This is a genomic window from Paraburkholderia rhizosphaerae (genome assembly GCF_004366595.1).
GTDB lineage: Bacteria > Pseudomonadota > Gammaproteobacteria > Burkholderiales > Burkholderiaceae > Paraburkholderia > Paraburkholderia rhizosphaerae.
Genome location: NZ_SORE01000011.1, coordinates 18,947 through 33,108, shown reverse-complemented (window position 1 = coordinate 33,108; position 14,162 = coordinate 18,947). Strand labels below are relative to the sequence as shown.

At 62.7% G+C, this 14,162-nt stretch carries 12 protein-coding genes and 2 pseudogenes; 5 read left to right on the top strand and 9 right to left on the bottom strand.

What is annotated here, in order from left to right; genetic code table 11:
* Positions 1–31 precede the first annotated feature (31 nt).
* A pseudogene (locus BX592_RS15720) lies at positions 32–944 on the top strand (IS3 family transposase); the annotation flags it as partial.
* A gap of 381 nt (positions 945–1,325) precedes the next feature.
* Positions 1,326–3,278: a DNA ligase D gene (gene ligD / locus BX592_RS15715; protein ID WP_243849560.1), complete on the top strand. Its 1,953-nt coding sequence runs from the start codon at positions 1,326–1,328 to the stop codon at positions 3,276–3,278.
* On the opposite strand, the pseudogene BX592_RS34420 reads toward ligD, so the two are convergent.
* Positions 3,279–3,485 (bottom strand): annotated as a pseudogene (locus BX592_RS34420) (hypothetical protein); the annotation flags it as partial. It lies immediately after the preceding gene.
* Positions 3,486–3,575: 90 nt separating this feature from the next.
* Here BX592_RS34420 and BX592_RS15705 point away from each other — a divergent pair.
* Complete coding sequence (locus tag BX592_RS15705) at positions 3,576–4,244, top strand: SOS response-associated peptidase (protein ID WP_134192759.1); 669 nt, start codon at positions 3,576–3,578, stop codon at positions 4,242–4,244.
* 490 nt (positions 4,245–4,734) lie between these two features.
* Here BX592_RS15705 and BX592_RS33825 read toward each other — a convergent pair whose 3' ends face one another.
* From BX592_RS33825 to BX592_RS15665, 8 genes are all read right to left on the bottom strand, one after another.
* A complete protein-coding gene (locus tag BX592_RS33825; RefSeq protein ID WP_166676367.1) occupies positions 4,735–4,905 on the bottom strand; it encodes a hypothetical protein in 171 nt (56 codons plus the stop codon).
* Between the two features lie 73 nt (positions 4,906–4,978).
* Entirely contained in the window at positions 4,979–5,167 is a 189-nt protein-coding gene (locus BX592_RS15695; protein WP_243849559.1) for a hypothetical protein, read from the bottom strand.
* An 87-nt stretch (positions 5,168–5,254) separates the two neighbouring features.
* Entirely contained in the window at positions 5,255–7,576 is a 2,322-nt protein-coding gene (locus tag BX592_RS15690; protein WP_134192756.1) for an SMC family ATPase, read from the bottom strand.
* On the bottom strand, positions 7,564–8,094 hold the full coding sequence (locus BX592_RS15685) for a hypothetical protein (RefSeq protein ID WP_134192755.1): 531 nt from the start codon (positions 8,092–8,094) through the stop codon (positions 7,564–7,566). Before BX592_RS15685 ends, BX592_RS15690 begins: the two co-directional genes overlap by 13 nt.
* Before the next feature lie 208 nt (positions 8,095–8,302).
* Positions 8,303–9,685 carry a metallophosphatase family protein gene (locus tag BX592_RS15680; protein ID WP_134192754.1) on the bottom strand — a complete coding sequence of 461 codons (1,383 nt, stop codon included), beginning with the start codon at positions 9,683–9,685 and terminating at the stop codon, positions 8,303–8,305.
* Positions 9,686–9,764: 79 nt separating this feature from the next.
* Positions 9,765–10,250: an NADAR family protein gene (locus tag BX592_RS15675; protein ID WP_134192753.1), complete on the bottom strand. Its 486-nt coding sequence runs from the start codon at positions 10,248–10,250 to the stop codon at positions 9,765–9,767.
* Positions 10,251–10,404: 154 nt separating this feature from the next.
* Complete coding sequence (locus tag BX592_RS15670) at positions 10,405–11,781, bottom strand: recombination directionality factor (RefSeq protein WP_134192752.1); 1,377 nt, start codon at positions 11,779–11,781, stop codon at positions 10,405–10,407.
* Positions 11,778–12,044, bottom strand: a complete 267-nt coding sequence (locus BX592_RS15665; protein WP_134192751.1) for a DUF7696 family protein — start codon at positions 12,042–12,044, stop codon at positions 11,778–11,780. The genes BX592_RS15670 and BX592_RS15665 overlap by 4 nt, the downstream gene beginning before the upstream one ends.
* 624 nt (positions 12,045–12,668) lie before the next feature.
* On the opposite strand from BX592_RS15665, the gene BX592_RS15660 reads away from it, so the two are divergent.
* Together BX592_RS15660 and BX592_RS15655 are read left to right on the top strand one after the other, a co-directional pair.
* Positions 12,669–13,319, top strand: a complete 651-nt coding sequence (locus tag BX592_RS15660) for an AcaB family transcriptional regulator (protein WP_134192750.1) — start codon at positions 12,669–12,671, stop codon at positions 13,317–13,319.
* A gap of 41 nt (positions 13,320–13,360) precedes the next feature.
* Entirely contained in the window at positions 13,361–14,158 is a 798-nt protein-coding gene (locus BX592_RS15655; RefSeq protein ID WP_134192749.1) for a hypothetical protein, read from the top strand.
* Positions 14,159–14,162: the final 4 nt, after the last annotated feature.

Sequence of the window (14,162 nt, the reverse complement as noted above, 5' to 3'; positions counted from 1 at the left end):
GGAGCTGTACGTGTCAGCCTCGATTATGCGACTGCGGGAGGGGCGGACCATCCTTGTGCAGTTCGCCTGGATTGACACGCAGTGCCGGCACTATCCGCTGTCGGCGCTGTGCGAGGTCCTTTGTGTAAGCGTCAATGGCTATCGCGCCTGGAAGCGCGGCGGCACGCCCGAGCGTCAGCGGCTGACCGATGCGCAGTTGCTCACGTTGATTCGGACGGTTCACGCCGAGGTCAAAGGCGCCTACGGCTCGCCGCGCATGACCGAAGAGGTTCGCTCTCGCGGCTTTCCGGCCAGCAAAGCACGTGTGGAGCGGCTGATGAGCGACAACGGTATCCGGGCCCGCCACAAACGCCGTTATCGCGTGACAACCGATTCCCGGCACAAGCTGCCGGTGGCGCCGAACGTGTTGAACCGCAACTTCACGCCTGCCGAGCCCAATCAGGTGTTCACCTCGGACATCACGTACATCTGGACCGACGAAGGCTGGCTGTATCTGGCGGTCATGCTGGACCTGTTTAACCGGGAGGTCGTGGGCTGGTCCGTCAAGCCGCGCATGACGGCGGACCTCGTAACCGACGCGCTGACGATGGCATGGTTCCGTCGCCGGCCCGCGCCCGGTGTGCTGCATCACTCGGACAGAGGCAGTCAACGCGAGCCACGAATTCCAGCGCAAGCTGAGCTCGTACGGCATGCGCTGCTCGATGAGCCGCAAAGGCAGTTGCTGGGATAACGCGCCGACGGAAAGCTTCTTCAATAGCCTGAAGAACGAGCGGGTGCACGGCACGAGGTATCGCACGCATCGCGAAGCCGTCGCGGACTTGTTTGAATACATCGAAGTGTTTTATAACCGCAGTCGTCGTCATTCATCGCTTGGCTTCATGTCGCCAACTCAGTTTATGCAAGTCTGGCTTGCGGCTCAGCGGACAAAGCATACGGCTGCATAACTCAGGGCCTCTGGAAGGCGAAAAACCGATGGAACCTCAGCACCGGGCCACCGGCTGTCCTCCGCACGCTAGCAAGACTGTCGTTCGAATGGGTCGTGCACCCAACGTCGGCAAAGCTGATCGTTGCGGCCGTTGACCAATGCTCGCGCCGGCGGCAGCTTCGGCCGAATTGTGCGTGTGGCTCGTCCGTCAGGTCCCGGAGTACTGCGGCCGTTCAAACGGCGGCTATCCCCGCTAGCTGAACGGCAGGTTGTGGCCGGTCTCTGCCGAATGTGATCGGCGCGTAGATGGGCCGTTGCAACAGCGCACTGCGCGTACCTGATCTCCCAGGCGGCGCCATCGGGTACATTCCGTGGATTGGGCTATGCACGGAGGAGACCGATGGCAACCCGCTGGCATTCAACTTCGCGCAGCCGCCATCCGGCCGCGGTGGATGTACCGGGCTCAATGCCGTCTGCAATCGAGCCGGAACTGGCCACACTTGTCGGCCAGCCGCCAGCGCATGGCGAATGGTTATACGAGATCAAATTCGACGGCTATCGCGTAATGGTGCGTAAATCCGGCGACGTCGTGCAGCTCCTGACGCGCAACGGCCATGACTGGACCGACCGCTTGCCGCGTTTGCGCGACTCCTTGCAAGCTTTGCCGGGCGACGCATGGATGGACGGCGAGGCCGTCGTGCTGGGCCTTAACGGTCAGCCCGACTTCAATGCGCTGCAGAATGCGTTCGACCGGCGCAGCACAGCAAACATCATCCTGTTTGTATTCGACCTCCTGTGGATCGGCGATTCCGATCTCAGGGAGCAGCCATTGCGCGAGAGGCGTCGACTGCTGTCCCGGTTGCTCGAATCAGTGGATAGCCCGCTCGTGCGGTTCTCTCAGGATTTCGATCAGGAACCGCGCTCGCTTCTTGCGTCCGCGTGCAAGATGAAACTCGAAGGCATCATCGGAAAGCGCGCAGATTCGCCCTACCGCTCCGGTCGCTCGAATGACTGGATCAAGCTCAAGTGCAATCTGCGGCAGGAATTCGTAGTGGGCGGCTATTCACGCGCGAAAGGCGCTCGATCCGGCCTCCATGCGCTACTGCTCGGTGTGTTCGAAGACGACGGTACGCTGCGTTACGCCGGAAGTGTCCGGCCCACCCTGTCAACGACACGTACGAACGCATTTGCTGCCCGCGCTGCCGATATTTCCCAACACAAGGCACCGTTTCGAAACCCGCCGCAGCCTGAAAGCGACCGCGAATTCATCTGGCTTGCGCCAGAGATCGTCGCGGAAGTCGCGTTCCTCGAATGGACCAAAGGCGGCGAAATCAGACACCCTGTGTTTCACGCCATCCGGGAGGACAAGCCGGCTCGCGCAGTCACCCGGGAGGCGGTGCAGGTCGCTGACAGCATCCAATCGGATTCAACCAGCGATCCGGCGAAACGCAAGCGTGGCGCCCCGGTTTTGAGCGGCGTAAAGATCTCCAACCCCGACCGCGTCATGGACCCGTCGACCGGACTTACGAAGCTGGACGTCGTGCGCTACTACGATGCGATCGCCGAATGGGCATTGCCCCACTTGCGTGCCCGGCCGCTCGCGCTCGTGCGCGCGCCAGAAGGCATCGGCGGCGAGCTGTTCTTTCAGAAGCATTCCGAGCGCGCGCGCATACCGGGAATCCAGCAGTTGCCGCCGGAACTGAATCCGCGGCATCCGCCACTGCTCGTCTCAAACACCGTCGAAGCGCTCGTCGGCCTCGCGCAAATGGGCGTGATCGAACTGCACACGTGGAATGCGAGTGCGCCCGACCTCGAGCACCCGGACCGGATCATCTTCGATCTTGACCCGGACCCAGCACTCCCATGGTCGGCAATGCTCGAAGCGGCGGCGCTACTGAGAGTCGTGCTTGACGAGCTCGGCCTGCGCTCGTTTCCCAAGACCAGTGGCGGCAAAGGATTTCACGTCGTCGTACCGCTGACACGACGCCATTCGTGGGACGAAGCGAAGCAGTTCTCACAAGCTGTCGCGCAGCACATGGCGCGCGTCGTACCGGACCGCTTCTCCGCCGTGCTCGGACCGAAAAACCGTGTGGGCAAGATTTTCATCGACTACCTGCGCAACGGGCGCGGAGCGAGCACGGTCGCACCGTTCTCCGTGCGTGCGCGGCCGGGCCTCGCGGTGTCGATGCCCGTGTCGTGGGTCGAACTCGCCGACATCAAACGCGGTGACCAGTTCTCGATGGCGGCTGCCGCTTCTCGCGAGCAGGCACGACGTGGCGACCCGTGGGCAAACTACTGGCGCACGAGGCAGGGAATCACAACCGCCATGCGCCGTGCCGTTGGCATGCGCTAGCGCTTCGGTGCCCTTGAGCTCGCCGTGCTTGTGCGCATGAGTGGCAGCGCGCTTCAGCTCATAATGCGCGCCCTTACCGCTGCGCATCGGCGGGAAGTGTTCCCCTTCCACACAGGTGACCTCGAATGAGCCGTCAGTGCCGTCGGGCACGACCGAATAAATCCCCGAAGTCTTGACGATCTCGCCGGGCTTGTACTGGTCAGCCATGTGTGTCTCCTTTTGGGGTTTGCTGTTCCGTCCACACAGCCGGAATGCCACCTGTGCTCGTTTATCATGGGCAGGAAAGGAGGCGTCCCCATGTGTACGAGCTACGAACCGAACCCGCGCGACGAAGCCGATTACTTCGACCTGTTTCCGCTCGCAGATTTCGACTACAAGTCCGAGATATACAAGGACTACGCCGCGCCGATTTTCCGTCGTGGCCCGGAAGGCTATAGCACAGACCCTGCGACGTTCGGCATCGTGCCGCGCAAGCACATTCCACCAGGAGTGAAGGTCTTCGACACGATGAACGCGCGCTCGGAATCGACCGGCGAGAAGCGAAGCTTCAGCGGCGCATGGAAACGCCTGCAACTGTGCCTGATCCCATGCAAATCATTCTTCGAGCCGAACTACGAGACAGGTAAGGCGGTGCGTTGGAGGATCGGGATGGCCGACGGGTCGCCGTTCGCGATCGCGGGGCTATGGCGCGAGTGGGACGAACCGGAAGGCAAAGCGCTATCGTTCACGATGCTCACAGTCAATTCAAACGAGCATCCGCTCATGAAGCGGTTTCACCGGCCAGGCGATGAAAAACGGTCAGTGGTTGTCGTGCCGCGCGCCGGATATGAGGACTGGCTATTGTCCAAAAACACAGACGAGGCATGTTCGTTCCTCAGTCTGTATCCGGAAGAAGGTATGCGCGCTGAACCATATCCTCTGCCGCCGCGCAAATCGTCAATCAAACAGCCTGATCTTCTCGGGTGAGCCCGATCGTGAGAGTGTTCTGCGGCCGGGTCATCGACGAAGCGTCAGTGTCCTGAAAAAAAAGCCCACGGTTCCGGAGAACGCGCGGGCGGGTGCAGCAAACATCTGGTTCAGGCGGCAAGCTGCAGTCGGAACTGATCGCCCGCTCGCGGCTGGACCCGCTCTGAGGCTGTCGACATCCAGCGCGACATCTCGTTGCAGCGATGTCGCATGCTGTTCGGAATGCCCTGATCTCGCGCCTTTATGCGTGCCGCGAAATCGGACGCCATCGAATCGGCACGTTGTCGATATCGCCGCTCTGTGACTGGTCCCGTCCTCATATGCGACCTTGCTAACCGCGTCGTCTGCCGCGCTTTGCGGCATTTTTCGGAATCCGTCGTTCAACATTGATGCTCCTTGTGCAGGAAACCCTCCCCACGGGAGTGCTCCCGTAGGGATTAAAAGAAGATTGGGCAGGCGCGATCGGTGCGGTCCGGATATCGCCTGCTGACTAGATGCGGCTATAGCGCATACGCCGGTCAAATGGCGATGGGATCACGCACGCGGAACGCGCCTGAACACCCGCATTGCCACTGGCATCAGCGGGACCGCGCTCGATGAGCAGCAGCGTCGCGGCCAGTAGCGCGCCGATGACGGTTGCGACCTTGATCCTTCTGTTCACAGTCACCTCCACAAAAAAAATGCCCCAGACCTCTCGCGAGGAATGGGGCTTCAAAGGCCGACCAGTGGTCGGGTCAGTTGCAGGCTTTCGGGTGACCCACGGCAAACGTCAGCACGCGGCCATCCGGGCAGAGGACAAAGTTCCCCGGCTCGCCTTTCGGCTGGACAACCACGATCGACGGCCTGGCGTGTTCCGTGTGCGCCTGCGGCTGGTTCGAGCACGCGCACAGCGACGAACTGGCGCCGGCCGCAATCAGCAACATCAGAAAATTCTCCATGGCATTCCTCAACGGTTAAACGGGGAACGCCCCTGTGGGGGCATTCCCCACAGGGTTGGAAGTTAAGAACGCTCAGACCGCGAGCGCTTCGACATCGATCACGGCGTCAGCTTCGGCGACGAGATCGGGCGTCTGCGAGATAAAGAATTCCCGCTCGTAGCCGCCCTGCTTCAGGACCTCGCGCTTCATCCGCATGAACTGCAGCTTGCGCTCGGGGTCGAGCGGGCCGTCGGATTCATCGCTGAAAAGCGTCTGGTACGGCTGGCCCGCGTTACCGGCCAGATACAGCGCAATACCGCGCGTGAGGCACTCGTTGATCCAGACTTTCTGGCCACCCGACATCACCGTTACGGCCTTGGTGCTGTCGTTGTCGGCGTCGTGCACGAGAATTTCAAACCCCTCGCGCATTTCGCCGGTAGCCAGTGCCCGTTGCGTGCGGATCTCGACCGTGAAGCGCGTGCCGTAACACGCGAGCAGCAGGTCGTTCACCGTCTGCGTGAGCGCCGGGCCCGCGTCGTCGATCGTCAGGGCGATGACGCCTTCGTTGCCCAGGCCCTTCGCAAGCAGCTTCCAGCGTGCGATCTCATCGGAGATGTGGTCCGCGCGCGACTGGGTCGCGTCGAAACCGGATAACTCCTTTTCGAGCGCATCGCGTTCGGCCTGTCGCGTTGCCTGGGCGCGGATCACTGCTTCGATCCGCGCGTCGGCTGCCGTCACCGCCTCGCGTGCCGCTGTCAGTCGACGGTCAACATCCGCGATCGCCGCGGTCACGTCGACCGCGGCAAGACGCGCCAGTTCGGCATCGACTTCCTGAAGCTGCAACGTGAGACGTGCGGTCTCCGCCTCCCGGCGTTGACGTGCATCGTGCTCTTCCGCATCGAGTGTCTGCAGATCGCTACGGGCGACGGCCAGTCCTTCGGCGGCCGCATCGAGCAGCGGCTTGCGGGCGGCCAGGTCGAGAGCTTTCTGCAGATCCTGACGGGCTCTCGCGAGCGTGTCATTCACCGCTTTCAGTTCGACCCGCTTCGCAGCAAGCTGCGATACCTGCGGCTCCAGCTGGTCGGCCTGCGCGCGCTGTGTGCGAAAACTCTCCCGCAACGACTGCAGCGACACACGGTGTTCGGTGGCTTTCGCCCCCGCTTCCCGTGCCTGCGCCAGCAGTGGACAGGTGGCATGCATCTCATGACCGGAACAGGGAACCTGTCCGATCACAGCCGCCTGCGCATCCAGCGTTCGCAACAGCGTGACCTTCGAGATCCCGTCTGATTCGAGCCCTTTCAGGCCCGAGGTCAACGAGGTAAGCGTCAACCGCTTCTGCTCCAGATCGGCGATCGCGGCCTGCAACGGTTCGACTTTCGCCTCTGCGCTACCAATACGCATCTGCGCATCGTCGCGCGCGGCCGCGGCACCCAGAATCGCGTCACGCTGACCGAGCGTCGCCTCATGCTTCGAGACGGTCTCGTTCAACGTTCTGCGCCGCTGTGCAACACGCTGGTCAAACGACTTCGCATCGCTGGCGTTCGCCTGCAGCGCCGCGTTGAGCTCGTTGCGCCGGCCCGTGAGGTCCCGCACACGCGCGAGGGTACTGGCGTTATCCGCCTGCTTCGCGGCGAGCGTCGCACGCTGCTGCATCAGATTTGCTGCATCCGACTGCCGCGCGTCGCGATCCTTGCGGGTCGCGGCAAGCGCTTCGTCATCTGCGGCGATCGCCCGCACGGTTTGCGATAGACGCTCGCGCTTGCCGCCGAATGCAACCAGCTGCTGATGCACGGCGTCGAGCGCGCGACTTAGCACCTTTGCAACGTCGCCCGCTTTCACCGACAGCGAACGCAGGTGATCGATCTTGAGCAGTTCCGCGAGCAGGCCCTTGATCTCGCTCGCACCGTAGGACGCGAGCGGACGCCGGTTCTGCGCGGAAAACACGCTGGTAAAAAACGTCTCGAGCGTGCCGCAGATCGTCTCGATGCAATGGTCGTAAGTCTCAGCCTTGCCGTCGGCCACCGTGCCGTCAGGCAGCACAACCGGCTGCCACGTGCCGTCCGCCGTGCGATACAGAAGAAAGTATTCCGCCTTCCCTGTCTTGCCGGGCTTGCGGAACGCGAAGGACGAGCGGTAGCGTGTACCGCCGTGCTCCCACTCGAGCTCCTTCATCGCCTGGACGCCACAGATGTGGTCCCAGTACGAGAAGGCGTCGACCGAGAGCTTCGCCGCACGCGACGGCATGATCCGGTACGGATGCATGTTGTCCATGACTGTCGACTTGCCGGCGCCGTTCGGGCCGGTCAGCGCAATCAGGCCGCCTGGCAGCGATTCGAGATCGAGCGTCACGCTGTCGCGCTTCATCCCGTCACGAACGCCATAAAAGCCTTCGAGGGTCAGTTTCAGCGGACGCATGACGGTGCCTCCGGCATCGGCGAGTCAAACAGATAATCCGACGGCAGCCAGGGGGCGTCGTCATCGTCAGCAAGCATCCTGCTGAGCAGCGGGTCAGGTTGCGGTGCCGGCGGCACCAGCGATCCGTCCAGAGCCCGTTCAACGAACGTACAGATTGCACCGAACTCTGCCGTCACCTGCCTGAGCAACGCATCCCAGCCGGTACAGCCGGTCAGAGCACGTAGCTCGCGATCAGACCACTGGTTCGCATAACCGGTGTTGAAGGACCACAGCAGGTTCTGCGTCTGCACGTCCGGCACGACGGCCAGTTCCGGGTTGCCGGCGTCAATGTCCGAGCCGAGAACCAGAAAGCTGCCCTTCTGCGCGACGACAGCACCACGGTCGGGGCCGAACGGTTGATGGAAGATACCGGCGGTGAAGCCCGCGTGCTTCACGAGCAGTTGCTGCAGCTCGCGCGCCTGCGTTGATCCATTGAAATGGCGGATCCAGCTGGGACCCGCGGGGTAAAGGCCAAACATGATCACACTCCGTGAAAAAGGGCGGAGTGCGTCCCCGGGAGGGATCTCTCCCCGCCAGGGTTAAATAAAACAATGGATGCTGCGAACTGCTATCGATGCGTCAATGACGCGGGTGAATCTTGTTCCGATAACGCACTTAGCGCGCTATCGGAACACGACTGTGTTCCGCGCGGGAGCGCCATTGCTGGCCACTCCCCCGAAGGCGGCTTCAGGTAGCCGCAAAAAGATCGTCCGTCAGCCACGCGAGCGGCGGTGGAACCGACGGCACATCAGCAGACATCGGCGCGACAGGTTCGGGCGCCGCAGGCTGGACGACAGGCACACCGTCGGTAATCGCGACTGCCAGCGATCGAGCGTCAGGCATCAGATCGATGCGCGACAGCACGGCGGCCGCGATCGCTTCCGCGTCTCCCGAGTCGAGCAGCTGCAGGCGCTCAACGACGGGTTCCGCCTCGACACTCGCCAGTTCGCACCAGCGCGCGACCTTGCCTTCCACCGTGCTTTCCAGACTGATGCCCTGGGCGCGACTGCGCACCACCGGCAGCACGCGGCCTTCGAGCTTCAGGCCTTCCGAGCCGGCGAACAGCGTTGCGATCGCATCGCGGTCGACCAGCTGGCGATGCTCCTCGTCGACCTGCCAGCGCACGCGCACGAACTTGTCATGCGTGTCCGCGGCGAGCGCGGCGAGCTTGTTCATGTCGGGCGGGCCGTCGAACTCGATGCTGACCATCTGCCGCGAAGGCGTCGGAACCAGTTCCGAATCAGCGGCGTCCGTCTGCACGTCCCACATCAGATAGCCCTTGTCGCCCTCTTCGCCGTAGTGAAACCGGCCAATCGAGCCTGGGTACGCGACACGCCTGCCCTCGCGCTCCCAGTACTGGCTTTTGTGGATATGACCGAGCATGAACGCGCTGCACTGCGCATCGAACAGCGCACCGAGCGAGAACTCATGATCGAAGCCGGCCATGATCACGCCGTGCTCGGTCGAGCAGCCGTTCACCGTGCCGTGCGAGACGCCCACCGTTGCAATCCCGGCAGCGCGGAACTGGAGGTTCACGCGGCCAGCGGCGGCGAGATACGACGCGAGCACGTCACCGAGTTCGGTTCCAGCCGCAACCGCGCCGACGCTCGCCGCAAGGTTGCCCTTGTTGACGGTCGGCAGGCACGTGAACACGACGCCCGGGCGCATGTCTCGCACCACCTGGTCGAGCTCGAGCGGCGAAAACAGAGGGCCTTCCGAGGCGAAGAACTGGTCATCGACGAGCGCGACCTGTTGCACGCGATCGGCGATGAACACCGGGTACGTATCGCCCATCAGCGCGAAATTGCTGAGCGTGCCGGGCGGTTCGTGCGAGAACGTGCCCTGCAGCATCAGTACGGGCATGTCTTCCGCGAGACGATGGACGCGCCGCGCGAGCGCGTTGAGCGCAGGCGAATGGGCATCGAGCCGGTGATCGGTCGAGTCGCCCGAAATCACCGCGACGCGCGCCTCGCGTTGCACGGCGTCGTCAACAGCGAAAGCGAAGCAACGGTCTGCTTCGGCGAGGCGTTCCGGCGAGTAATGCAGGTCAGAGAAATGTGCGATCTTCAAGATTCGCCTCCATAAAAGCAAAAGGCCGCCCGCAGGCAGCCAGTCAGGGTTGGACGCCCTTGTCGGGCGGCTTAAAAAATCAGGTATGCGATAGCGCGTCACGCACCCGCATCAGCGTCTTGCCGAGCAGGTTCATGCCGCGCCAGTGGCGCGCGTCGCCAATGCGCGAATCATGCACGCCGATCCCCACGCCCCAGATCAGGTCGTAGGGACTTGCTTCGACCAGTTGCGTCGGCGCAGTGGCGAGCAGCATTGAGCGCATGCCAGGGTTCTGCGCGAACTTCTCGCGACAGCCAACGTAGACGATCAATTCGCGGCGTGCTTCCCACAACGTCAGATCGAATCCGGCGACCTGGCGGCCGATAGCCTTCTGGGTCATCGGATCGCGCGCATCGAGGATCTTTTTCGCCGATACGTCATTGTTGAAGAGCTTCGCCTTAGCAAACATCATGAACTGTTCGACACTCGTAAAGGCGACACCGTGGTAGACGAACCGGCACGGATGCCAGTTGCTGAGTACATCGTCCGCGCCGAAAAACGCGGTGACATTGCCGACCTTTCGCATCGGACGACTCCATAAGAAAAGAAATGGCCGCTGAAGCGGGCTGGATTCGATGCGCAGTGGCGCTGTCGAAAACACTTGAGCAAGCGGCCTTGCTGAAATGTTCTCGCGGGAAAAGGAACGCCAGCCCCGGGGGGCTGGGTTCAGGCGTCAATCGCTAGTCGCTGAAGAGCACGGCCTGCGTCGCCGCATTGATTTCACCGTCGAGTTTCGCTGGATCGGTCAGAGCCTGTTTGAGCCGCTCGTTCATGCTGTCCACGTCCTTCGCACGCTCAGCCCAACCGCGGCCATACGTCGAATGTGCATAGACGCGAAAGCCCTGCTGGCGATCTTCGGCGTTCAGCCCAAGCCGTTGCAGCAGATCCGACATGCGGTGCCGTTTCTCGTCGAGCGACTCCGGTCGTGTGCCGCCGTCGGCCAGATCCGCCATCACCCTCTCCATCAGCGGACCAGCCAGGCCGTGCGATTGCGGGGCGTCCGGGTCGGGTGAGCCATCTGCGCCGCTCTCCGCAGAGCCGCCAGCATGCTGATCGACTTGCGGTTGTGCGTCGTCGGCATGCAGCGCATGGACGTTGCCGCCCGTTTCGATCATCGCAACAGCAGCATTCGCCGATTCAAGCGCCGGTGCCGGATCTTCGGCACCGTCGAGCAGCGCGCCGATATCAATCTCGGCGTCCAGCACCGTGAGCATCTGCTTCTGCCGCACTGCCTCGCCGCCTTCGTTGATGCGGGTGATATCGAACTCGCGCTTGGACAGCATGAAGCGCGTACCGGTCAGCTTGCCGCGTGCAAGCAGCACGGTCTGCATCGCGGCATACGCCTTCTGCAGCACGTAGATCGAGTTGGTCGGCAGTTCGATCAGGCCCAGGCCCTTGATGTCCGGTACCGCGAAGATGAAGCTCGCGGACAGGTTGCACTGGCGCGACTGATACTGCGGACACTGCTCGGGATCGCACACGCCATCGGGAATCGAATCGTCCTGCCGGAAGATCACGGTGCGGCCGCCGAAGTGGCGCTTTGCGCGCTGCGCACGCGGATCGCGTTCGATCTTCGCGTATGTCTTGCAGTAGCGCGTGCCGTCCGGGCCATATTCCGAGAAGTACTTGCGGCCCGTCGCACCCCATGCGGCCATCTGGTTGGGCAGATTGCTCATCCAGTCGTTGAACGCGAACAGCACCGGGAAGCGATAGAGTTTTATCCCGTCGCCACGATCCTCGCCATACAGCCGCAGAATCTCGTCGGCGACGTCCGGACTGGTGAAGTCGGAGCGGCGGCACGTGAAGTACGGCACGTTCTTCGGCACCAGTGCATCCCTGATCCTGCACTGTGACTCGATCGCTTTCGCGATGTCGTCAAACGAAGATCCGCCAGCGACCATCGTCTGGTACAGGTTTGCGGCTTTCGCGTTTTCACGGGCGCTGGACTTCAGCACCTTGATGCCAGGCCGGATGCGGCCGATGGTCGGTGGGCGCATCGCCCGCTCTTCAACGATGCTGCGGGGAGCAGCATCGGGCAACGTCATTACAGCTGTCATTGCAGGTTACCTCGCAGGATAAAAATGGCTGCCGTGCGCATCTGATCTGCGGACTGCTGCAGACCGTTTGCGGCCGCGTCTCCGCGGTTCGTGGCAACGTGTGAAAGAAAGACGCGCCGCTCGGGGTCACCGAGCATGGCAACCGTTGCGACCTCGCACCGCTCACGCCATGCGGGCGATGCGGTGTCGACCCGCGCGCGCTCGCGCTCGAGACGGTTGCGGATCGTTTCGGCAATACGCTCATCAAGACGATCAGGAAGCACGGATACCTCCGGTTGAGAAAAGACAACGGACGAAAAAAAAGCGCGTCCCGGTTGAGGAACGCGCTTTCTGGATTCGGTTGAAATGACCCGGGCGCCACGTCCCTTCCGGGGACGTGGCGCTCAGGGAGCCGCAAGGCTCAGATACGAGGGCGGGAGATCGCCCTCGCGCAGCATGGTCACGCTGCGCAACAGCCCATTTTCGGAAAATTCATTCCGCCGCAGGATCACGGATCAGTCCACTACGATCGTTTTACCCGGATGGGTCTGGAGAGAGACACCCGAATATCCGGGCTCAAACGATGCCACGGCGCTCATGAGAGCGGCCAGCAGCGAGTTTCATGACTGAAAGATGGGGAGCGCGGGCGAGGCGCTCATCAGCAGAAGATTCCACACCAGTTGCCGGCTGGTCGGAGCATGCTCAAGGGCACGGCTTGTACAGAAGATGGACTCCGGGCTACAGAGTCGAGGTCGATGCGTCAGTGACGCCGGGAATGGATTCAGTATTGCCGAAAAACGCCGTGGTGAATCCCGGAAAGCTGTCGAATTCAGCGTAGCTTTCGGGTCAACCTGTGTGCGGTACTTCACACACAATGATCGGGAGAGAGACCACACCCGAAAAAAACCATGTCCGCCGTTCTTGAACTCCCGTCCGATCCGGAGCGTGAGTCGCCGCCCGGCGAGTCGCGTCCCGCACTCACGCTAGCCGCCTCTGCGCCCGAAGCGAGCGATACCCCGCCGCCCGCCGCTGCATCCCCGTACCCGACGGCGACCGGGCTGAAGCCCATCGACCGGATGATCAGCGACACGCGTCTTGAGCGGATCATCCCGAATTCCGACGCCAGCACGCTGCTCGAGTACAGCTCGCAGTTCGCGCGCACCTTCATCCGCTCGGACTACAACTTCTGCGCCGCGAAGGTGACGGTCGCACGAAGCGGGAAAGTCAGGGCGCTGGACAGGGCATTCCGCGAAACGGACGAATGGCTGACCAAGGCCATCGCCTGGATCGAAAAGCACAACGCCCGCCCGTTGGTGCTACCGCATGAAGTGATCGAACTGAAGATCACGCATCCGCTCGCGGGCCGGCTCGTGCGCTGCCTGACGCAATACGACCGCCTCTTCGTGCGCACGATCGAGGCACTGCTCTCGCAGAAAATCCAGCCAGAGGACCGCGAGAACATTCTCGCCAACGCAGAGAAGCGTATAAGGCACATCGTCTTCGTCTGCCTGCCCGACAACGACCAGTACGACGCCGACGGCTCGCGCCGCGACCGGTAAACGCGCCTGCCCCGGTCAACCACACCATTGGAGATGGAACGATGGATTTACGTGAAATCCAGTCGCTGCACGCGCAGTACGCGTCGCAGCCTGTCACGATCGACATTGCCGGGCAGGTTGCGGCGATGCCAGCCCTTCCCGCGCCCGCCGATCGTGGCGACCGGCGCGCCACATCTGGCATAACGCGCCGCATTGCGCGGCCCGTTCTAATCGGCCTGGGAGTCGGGGCGCTTGCTGTGGGTGCGGCCCTGGGTGGTCTTCACCTCTTTCAGGTGATTCATACTTCCGCGCCGGTACACGCTAGTCTCCATACGGACCCAGCGCCCCACAGACCAGCAGGCCTGCAGGACATGCCGGTCAATGTGGCGCCGGCGCGGCCGCTGACTGATCGTGACTTCATCGGCGCATCGAATGCGCCACCGTCGGCCATGTCCAGCGTCGACGTGCGAGCGCTATCGGCCGCACCCGCGCCTCGCGCAACTGAACAGCGCGCGGCCGCGACATCGCAAGCAGAGCTGGCCACCGCCGCGGCGTCGCCAATTCACGCACCCCGCACTGCGGTCGCGGCCGTCGCGCCCGCCGCAGAAGGCATCGCGACACCCGCAACGGCGGCGACCGTGACTCAACCGATGGTCACTCGCAACGCGCCTGAAGTGGCAGCTTCCGCAGTCCCCTCGATCCCGGCAACAAAGCCCATCCAGAAACCTATCCATCACCCTGTGCACCACCGTACGGTCGAGCCACCGGATGCGTCCAGCGAGAGCACGGCCCTGCCCGCGGGAACCGGCACAAAGCCCGCGAACCCTGTCGGCAAGTCCGGCGACGTCCAACTCTTCTAACTCT